The 7,482-nt window shown below is 74.5% G+C and carries 9 protein-coding genes; 6 read left to right on the top strand and 3 right to left on the bottom strand.

The window, feature by feature from the left end; all coding sequences use genetic code 11:
* Nucleotides 1–106: 106 nt before the first annotated feature.
* Entirely contained in the window at nucleotides 107–889 is a 783-nt protein-coding gene (locus M3185_RS08780; RefSeq protein WP_251333286.1) for an SDR family oxidoreductase, read from the bottom strand.
* Nucleotides 890–965: 76 nt separating this feature from the next.
* Nucleotides 966–1,409 (bottom strand): VOC family protein, encoded by a 444-nt coding sequence (locus M3185_RS08775; RefSeq protein ID WP_251333285.1) that lies wholly within the window; start codon nucleotides 1,407–1,409, stop codon nucleotides 966–968.
* A 151-nt stretch (nucleotides 1,410–1,560) separates the two neighbouring features.
* Between M3185_RS08775 and M3185_RS08770 the strand changes: the two genes are divergently transcribed.
* Nucleotides 1,561–2,490 (top strand): NADP-dependent oxidoreductase, encoded by a 930-nt coding sequence (locus M3185_RS08770; protein ID WP_251333284.1) that lies wholly within the window; start codon nucleotides 1,561–1,563, stop codon nucleotides 2,488–2,490.
* Here the strand turns inward: M3185_RS08770 and M3185_RS08765 are convergent.
* Complete coding sequence (locus tag M3185_RS08765) at nucleotides 2,487–3,134, bottom strand: hypothetical protein (RefSeq protein WP_251333283.1); 648 nt, start codon at nucleotides 3,132–3,134, stop codon at nucleotides 2,487–2,489. The two genes, M3185_RS08770 and M3185_RS08765, sit on opposite strands and share 4 nt — an antisense overlap.
* A 199-nt stretch (nucleotides 3,135–3,333) precedes the next feature.
* On the opposite strand from M3185_RS08765, the gene M3185_RS08760 reads away from it, so the two are divergent.
* From M3185_RS08760 to M3185_RS08740, 5 genes are all read left to right on the top strand, one after another.
* Entirely contained in the window at nucleotides 3,334–4,131 is a 798-nt protein-coding gene (locus M3185_RS08760) for an SDR family oxidoreductase (RefSeq protein WP_251333282.1), read from the top strand.
* Nucleotides 4,116–4,391 carry a glutaredoxin-like protein NrdH gene (nrdH, locus tag M3185_RS08755; protein ID WP_251333281.1) on the top strand — a complete coding sequence of 92 codons (276 nt, stop codon included), beginning with the start codon at nucleotides 4,116–4,118 and terminating at the stop codon, nucleotides 4,389–4,391. The genes M3185_RS08760 and nrdH overlap by 16 nt, the downstream gene beginning before the upstream one ends.
* Before the next feature lie 198 nt (nucleotides 4,392–4,589).
* Entirely contained in the window at nucleotides 4,590–5,714 is a 1,125-nt protein-coding gene (locus M3185_RS08750; protein ID WP_251333280.1) for a glutamate--cysteine ligase, read from the top strand.
* A gap of 96 nt (nucleotides 5,715–5,810) precedes the next feature.
* Nucleotides 5,811–6,080, top strand: coding sequence for an ACT domain-containing protein (locus M3185_RS08745; protein WP_251333279.1), 270 nt, complete (start codon nucleotides 5,811–5,813; stop codon nucleotides 6,078–6,080).
* Between the two features lie 40 nt (nucleotides 6,081–6,120).
* Nucleotides 6,121–7,479 carry a PFL family protein gene (locus M3185_RS08740; protein WP_251333278.1) on the top strand — a complete coding sequence of 453 codons (1,359 nt, stop codon included), beginning with the start codon at nucleotides 6,121–6,123 and terminating at the stop codon, nucleotides 7,477–7,479.
* Nucleotides 7,480–7,482 lie beyond the last annotated feature (3 nt).

Genomic DNA, 7,482 nt, shown 5'->3' with positions numbered 1-7,482 from the left:
CCGAGACCGCCCTGCGGCTGCTCACCGGCCACGGCCACCGCGACGTCACCCACCTGCAGGGCGGGATCCTCGCCTGGATCGACCAGATCGACCCCGACCAGCAACCCTACTGACCCGCCCCCGCCGAGCCGACGCGGGCCATCTCGTCCTGCAGCCACTGCTCCAGCGTCACGTCGTCCCTGCGGACCGATCCCCGCGGCAGGAGCCCGCCGTGCCGCAGGATGGGCAGGGGCTGCGGCAGGGGGACGACCACGGTGCCCGGCGCGAGGGCGGCCGCGACCCGGCGGCAGGCCTCGGCCATGTCCATGGCCTGCGGCCCGGCCAGCTGGACCCGGTCCAGCGGGCCGGCCTCGACGACGTCGCACAGGAACCGCGCCGCGGAGACGGCGGCCACCGGCTGGACGGGCATCCTCGGCACCCCCGCGACCCGGCCGATCCGCAACTGGTCCAGCAGCTGCCGCGTGAGCTCGAACCACTGGGTCGTGGCGGCCAACGTCACGGGCAGGCCCGAGGCCGCGTAGGCGGCGGCCTGCGCGGCCTTGCCCGCGTAGTAGCCCACGGCCCGGGACACCGCGGGGTCGCCCGCGTTGACGATCGACAGGCACACGACGTGGCCCACCTGCGCCTCCCGGGCGGCCGCGGCGACGTTGCGGGCCGAGGCGGTGAAGAAGCCGACCGCCGGGCGCCGGCGCAGGGCCGGGCGGTTGAGGCAGTCGACGACCGTGTCGGCCCCCTCGAGGGCCGCACGCAGCCCCGTGCTGGCACAGGCGTCGACGCCGGTGCTGCGAGCTGCCCCGGTCACCTCGTGGCCGCGGGAGCGCAGCTGCTCCGTCACGCGGCGGCCCATCGTGCCGGTGGCGCCCAGGACGACGACTCGTCGTGCGGCCATGCCCATCTCCTCCTCGTCCGGTCGCGGTGCTCCCACGGGTCCCGCCGGAACCCGGGTGCGGGGCCCCGCGCCCGGGTCAGCATCCGGGTCCGGTCGTCGGGGCGGCGGCCGAGCGCGGCGCCGGGCGGTCCGGCGTCGTCGCCGGCTCCACCCACAGGATCTCCCACAGGTGGCCGTCCGGGTCCCGGAACGAGCGCGAGCGCAGGAACCCGTAGTCCTGGGCGTCGACCTCGGTGGCCCCGGCGGCGAGGGCCTTGTCGACGATGGCGTCGACCTGCTCGGGGCGGTCCACGCCGAGGGCGCTGACCACGGAGGAGCCGGCCCCGCTGCCGGGGCGCTCCGGGCCCACGAGGTGGTGGTGGCGGTCCTCGCTGAGGACCATGACGTGGACGGTGTCGCTGATCAGGACGGCGCCGGCGTCGCTGAACACCGGGTGGAGGGACCAGCCGAGACCGGTGTAGAACCGCTTGGACCGTTCCAGGTCGGAGACGGGAAGCGTGATGAAGGCGGTCGTCGTCATGGCAGGTCCCTCGTGGTGCGGTCGGGCTCGCCCCCAGGATGGTCCGCCCGGCAGTGCTGGTGCAACGATGTGACGCGCCCCACTTGTGCGTGTCGGAGCGGCGGCGGGACGGGGCCGGAATGCGGTGGCCGCCGGCCCGGTTGGAACGGACATGCTGGTCATGGGAGTCGAGGAGTTCGGAGGACCGGAGGTCCTCACCGTCCACGAGGTGCCGGACCCGCACCCGGGTCCGGGGGAGGTGCGGATCCGGGTCAGGGCGGCGGCCGTGAGCCCCACGGACACGATGCTGCGCGCCGGCCGTCAGCCGATGGGCGGGCTGCGGCCGCCGTACGTCCCCGGCATGGACGCCGCCGGCATCGTCGACGAGGCCGGCCAGGGCAGCGTCTGGCACCCCGGCGACGCCGTCATGGCGATCGCCCTGCCCCGCGGGGAGCGCGGCGGGGCCTACGCCGAGTACCTGGTGGCCCCCGACGACTCGATCGCCCGCATCCCCGCCGGCGCGGACTTCGCCGCCGCCGCCACCCTGCCGATGAACGGGCTGACCGCCCTGCAGATCCTCGAGGTCCTGGACCTGCAGCCCGAGCAGGTCCTGGCCGTGACGGGCGCGGCCGGCGTGCTCGGCAACTACGTGGTGGAGCTCGCCAAGCACCAGGGCCTGACCGTCGTGGCCGACGCCGCGGAGGGGGACCTCGAGCTCGTCGACAGCCTCGGGGCCGACCACGTGGTCGCCCGCGGGGACGACGTCGCCGAGCGGATCCGCGAGTTCTTCCCCCACGGGGTGGACGCGGTCGTGGACGCCGCCGTGCTCGACGAGAAGGCGGCCCCGGCCGTGCGGGACGGCGGGGGCTTCGCGACCGTGCGGCACTGGACGGGCGATCCCGGCCGCGGCATCACGGTCCACCGGATCAGCGCGCCCCGGGAGTACCACTCCGGGGACAAGCTCGAGCTGCTGCGCCGGTACGTCGAGGACGGGGTCCTCACCCTGCGGGTGGCCGGCGTGCACCCGGCGGCGGAGGCGGCCGAGGTCCACCGCCGGCTCGAGGCCGGCGGTGTGCGGGGCCGCCTGGTCCTGGAGTTCTAGCTCGTCAGCCCGGCCCGGTGGTCGGCGGCGACCTGGTCCACCCGCCGGTGGAAGCGCATCCCGGCGATGCCGCCGAGCACCGCGCCGAGCAGGGGGATCAACACGGCGGCGACCAGGGCGACGAGGCCCCCGGTGGTCAGCCGCCCCTCGCCGATCGGGATCCGCGGGAAGCTGTTGAGGTCCCGCAGGACGTTGAACCGGTCACCGGCCACCGCGGCCACGAGCGCCAGGACGAGCGCGATGACGATCGCCCACAGCCACACGGCGATGCCCTGCTTCACGCCGTCGAAGCGGGCCATGCGCCCGGCCACGTAGCCCCCGCAGAAGTAGGCCAGGAACAGGACCAGGGCCAGCACGATCCCGCTGACGACCCCCACGGTGGGCGCGTCCTGGGCCACCTGCTCGGCGATCTGCCCGGTGTCGGTGGTCGTGGCCACCCCCAGCCCGGCGCCCACGGCACCCAGCAGGGCCGTGAGCAGCACCGCCATGCCGGTGGCCGTCAGCCAGCCGAAGAACGCCGAGCCGGGCTTCATGCCCCCGAACTGCTGCTTCTCCGCTGCGACGAGCTCGTGGCGCCGCGCCTTGGGGGTGCTCGCGCCGGAGCGGTCCCACGAGCTGTTGTCCGACGGGTGCTGCTGGCTCATGACTGCCTCCTCGACAGCGCGGTGCTCACCAGGATCCTCCCCTTCCGGGCGCGCCGCAATGCTCCGCCGGCGTCACCTCCCGGTCCCCCTGCCCCTGTGCCGCGGACCCTGTGCCTCGGGCCGCGACCGGACGTAGGCTGATGATCCCGGGCCGTGCCCGCCGCCGGGCCGGTCCCTCCGACGACAGGAAGGCGCGACCATGGACTTCACCCCTCGAACGGCCATCGTGACGGGCTCGGACTCCGGCATCGGGCGCGCGACGGCGGTCGCCCTCGCCGCGGCCGGCATGGACGTGGGCATCACGTGGCACCAGGACGAGGCCGGAGCCCAGCAGACGGCGGAGGAGGTGCGCACCTACGACCGCACGGCCGTGGTCGCGCGGCTGGACACCACGGACCTGGAGGGGGCGGGCGCCGTCGTCGACTCCCTCGCCGAGCAGCTCGGCGGGCTCGACGTGTTCGTCGCCAACTCCGGGACGGGGGCGAACGTCCCGTTCCTGGACACCCCCCTGCAGACCTGGCGCAAGGTCCTCGCCACGGACCTCGACGGCGCGTTCGTGTGCCTCCAGGCCGCCGCCCGGCACATGGTGGCCGCGGGCCGGGGCGGGCGGCTCATCGCCGTCACGAGCGTCCACGAGCACCTGCCGCGCGTGGGCTCGAGCGCCTACGACGCCGCCAAGCACGGGCTCGGCGGACTGGTGAAGACGATCGCGCTGGAGCTCGGCGAGCACGGGATCACCGCGAACTCCGTGGCCCCGGGCGAGATCGCCACCCCCATGACGGGGCAGGAGGACGAGAACCCGCGGCGCACACGGCGTCCCGGCGTCCCGCTGGGCCGGCCCGGGGACGCCCGTGAGATCGCCTCGGTCATCGCGTTCCTCGCCTCCCCGGCCTCCGCGTACGTCACCGGTGCGTCCTGGGTGGTCGACGGCGGCATGGTGCAGATGGGCCCGCAGGCCGGCTCCCACCTCACGAGCGACGAGTGGCGGAAGGGCTAGCACCCACCGGCCCGGCAGGGGCCGCGGCGGTCACGGTCTACACCAAGCCGGCGTGCGTGCAGTGCGGGGCGACGGTCAGGGCGCTCGAGCGCAGGGGCATCGCGTTCCGCCTGGTCGACGTGACGGCCGACGACGGCGCCCTCGCCCACGTCCGGGAGCTGGGCCACCAGCAGGTCCCGGTGGTGGAGACCGCCACGGAGCACTGGTCCGGCTACCGTCCCGACCGGATCCTCCGCCTGGCCCACGCCCGCGGACGGTGACGCACGGGCTCCGGTCCCCGTGCCCCGGTCCCGGGGTTCTTCGTCCGGCGTGCCCCGGCTGTTCAGGCCGCGGTCATCTCGGCAGGGCACCCTGAAGGTCGGTGGCGGGGGCGGCGTGCCGGCGTGCGGCGCGGCGGTGATATCGTTCTCTGCGCATGTCGGTAAGACTGCTTAGCAAACGCGTGGGAAAGAGGTTCGGTGCGGACGTTCGGGGTCGAGGAAGAGCTGCTGCTGGTGGACGCGGTGACGCTCGATCCGCTGCCGGCGGGGGAGTGGGCCGTGGACCTGCACGAGCAGGCCGGCGAGTCCCCGGCGGGAGGCCACCGCGTCGCCTCCGAGCTGCAGCAGGAGCAGCTGGAGATCATCGGCCCGCCGCGCACCACCCTCGCCGAGCAGCTCGAGACCATCCGGCAGGGCCGCGCGCTGGCCGACGTCGTCGCCGCCCGGGTCGGCGGCCGCGCCGTCGCCCTGCCGACCGCCCCCTCGACGGCGCCGCCGCACGTGGTGCCCGCGCCGCGCTGCCTGCAGCTCGTCGACCGGTTCGGGCTCACGGCCCGGGAGCAGCTCACCAACGGCTTCCACGTGCACGTGGCCGTGGAGTCCCGGGAGGAGGGCGTCGCCGTCCTCGACCGGATCCGGGTGTGGCTGCCCGCCCTGCTCGCGCTCAGCAGCAACTCGCCCTTCTGGCAGGGCGCCGACTCCGGCTACAGCAGCTACCGCTACCAGGCGTGGAGCCGGTGGCCCTCGGCCGGGCCCAACGACGTCCTCGGCTCGGCCGAGGCCTACGACCGCTACGTGGAGGAGCTGCTGGCCTCGGGCGTGCCGCTGGACGCCGCCCAGCTCTACTTCGACGCCCGGCTCTCCCGCAACCACCCCACCGTGGAGGTGCGGGTCGCCGACGTGTGCCTGCGCGCCGAGCACGCCGCCGTGCTCGCCGCCCTGGTCCGGGCGCTGGTCGAGACGGCCGCGCGCGAGTGGCGTGCCGGGGTGCCGCCGCTGCCCGTGCGGACCACGCTGCTGCGCGCCTGGATGTGGGAGGCCAGCCGCTCGGGCGTCGAGGGGCAGCTGGTCAGCCCGCGCACCGGTACCCCCGTGCCGGCCGGGGACGTCGTCACCGAGCTGCTCGAGCTGGTGCGCCCGGTGCTCGCCGAGTACGGGGAGGAGCCGGCGGTCGAGGCCGTGCTCACCGACGTCCTGCGCGACGGCTCCGGCGCCCGGCGCCAGCGCGAGGCCCACCGGCGCGGCGGCGACCTCCGCGCCGTGCTGGCCGACGCCCTCGAGCAGACCCGCGCCGGCGCGGACCAGGGGGCCGGTGCGGCCTGAGGCGGCCGCCGTCGACGGGGGTCCCACGGGAGCCGGGGACCCGGGCCCGGGCTTAGAGTAGGGACCGACCCCGCCGACCGTCCGAGGAGCCCTGCCATGCGCGCCATCATGACCGTGACCGGTCTCGACCACGTCGGGATCTTCGCCGCCGTCACCACCAAGCTCGCCCAGCTGGGCGTCAACATCCTCGACGTCTCCCAGACGCTCATGGACGAGTACTTCACCGCGATCCTGCTGTGCGACCTCAGCCGCTCCGAGCACAGCATCCAGCAGGTGCGGGAGGCGATGCGGGAGGTCGAGCAGCAGGAACGGCTGAGCATCCAGCTGCAGTCGGAGGAGATCTTCAAGGCCATGCACACCATCTGACCGGACGCCGCCCGCTCGTTCCCGAACCGGAGAGACCCCCGTGGACCGCACCGACAACATTCTCGAGACCCTCCGGATGATCGAGGAGGAGAAGCTCGACATCCGCACCGTCACCATGGGCATCTCCCTGCTCGACTGCGCCGACTCCGATGGCGAACGGGCCCGGCGGAGGATCTACGACAAGATCGTCCGCCACGCCGCCCGGCTCGTGGAGGTCGCCGACGGGATCGAGGCCGAGCTCGGCATCCCCATCATCAACAAGCGCCTGTCGGTGACCCCGATCAGCCTCGTGGCCGGTGCCAGCGCGGACGCGGACCACGTCGCGTTCGCCCGCACCCTCGACGCCGCGGCCGCCGCCGTGGGCGTGAACTTCATCGGCGGCTTCTCCGCCCTCGTCTCGAAGGGGGCGACGCCGGGCGAGCGCACCCTGATCGACTCGATCCCCGAGGCCCTGGCCACCACGGAGACGGTCTGCGCGTCCGTGGACGTCGCCTCGACTCGGGCGGGGATCAACATGGACGCGATCGCGCGGATGGGGGAGGTGGTCCGGGAGACCGCGGACCTCACCGCCGACCGGCACGGCTTCGGCTGCGCCAAGCTCGTGGTGTTCGCCAACGCGGTCTCCGACAACCCGTTCATGGCGGGGGCCTTCCACGGGGTGGCGGAGCCCGACGTGGAGATCCACGTGGGCATCTCCGGGCCCGGGGTGGTCAAGCGCGCCCTCCAGGAGGTGCGGGGCGCCCCCATGGACGTCGTCGCCGAGACCGTGAAGAAGGCGGCGTTCAAGATCACCCGCGCCGGCCAGCTCGTCGGCGCGCTCGCCGCCGAACGGCTCGGGGTGCCGTTCGGCATCGTGGACCTGGCGCTCGCGCCCACCGCCGAGGTGGGCGACTCCGTGGCCCGGATCCTCGAGGAGATGGGCCTGGAGCGCGTGGGCGCGCACGGGACGACGGCGGCGCTCGCGGTGCTCAACGACGCCGTGAAGAAGGGCGGGCTGATGGCCTGCAGCCACGTGGGCGGGCTGTCCGGGTCCTTCATCCCGGTCTCCGAGGACATCGGGATGATCGAGGCCGTGCAGCTCGGCGCGATCTCCCTCGACAAGCTCGAGGCCATGACGGCGATCTGCTCGGTGGGCCTCGACATGGTGGCCGTGCCCGGCGACACCCCGGCGTCGACGCTGTCCGCGATGATCGCGGACGAGGCCGCGATCGGGGTGATGAACTCCAAGACCACCGCGGTGCGGGTGATCCCCGCCGTGGGGCTGGGGGTGGGGGAGACCGTGGAGTTCGGCGGCCTGCTCGGCCGGGCCCCCGTCCTGCCCGTCAACGGCTTCGGCAACGCCGCGTTCGTCGCCCGCGGTGGCCGGATCCCCGCCCCCGTCCACTCCTTCAAGAACTGAGGC

Source organism: Kocuria rosea, assembly GCF_023715525.1.
GTDB classification, from domain to species: Bacteria; Actinomycetota; Actinomycetes; order Actinomycetales; family Micrococcaceae; genus Kocuria; species Kocuria rosea_A.
Note: the sequence above shows the minus strand (reverse complement) of the source record. Positions and strands in the feature narration are given on the sequence as shown.

Bases quoted from the DNA above. Each gene is read 5' to 3' on its own strand.
- M3185_RS08780 (WP_251333286.1), bottom strand. From the start codon at position 889: ATGGCCGCACGACGAGTCGTCGTCCTGGGCGCCACCGGCACGATGGGC.
- M3185_RS08775 (WP_251333285.1), bottom strand. From the start codon at position 1,409: ATGACGACGACCGCCTTCATCACGCTTCCCGTCTCCGACCTGGAACGG.
- M3185_RS08770 (WP_251333284.1), top strand. From the start codon at position 1,561: ATGCTGGTCATGGGAGTCGAGGAGTTCGGAGGACCGGAGGTCCTCACC.
- M3185_RS08765 (WP_251333283.1), bottom strand. From the start codon at position 3,134: ATGAGCCAGCAGCACCCGTCGGACAACAGCTCGTGGGACCGCTCCGGC.
- M3185_RS08760 (WP_251333282.1), top strand. From the start codon at position 3,334: ATGGACTTCACCCCTCGAACGGCCATCGTGACGGGCTCGGACTCCGGC.
- M3185_RS08745 (WP_251333279.1), top strand. From the start codon at position 5,811: ATGCGCGCCATCATGACCGTGACCGGTCTCGACCACGTCGGGATCTTC.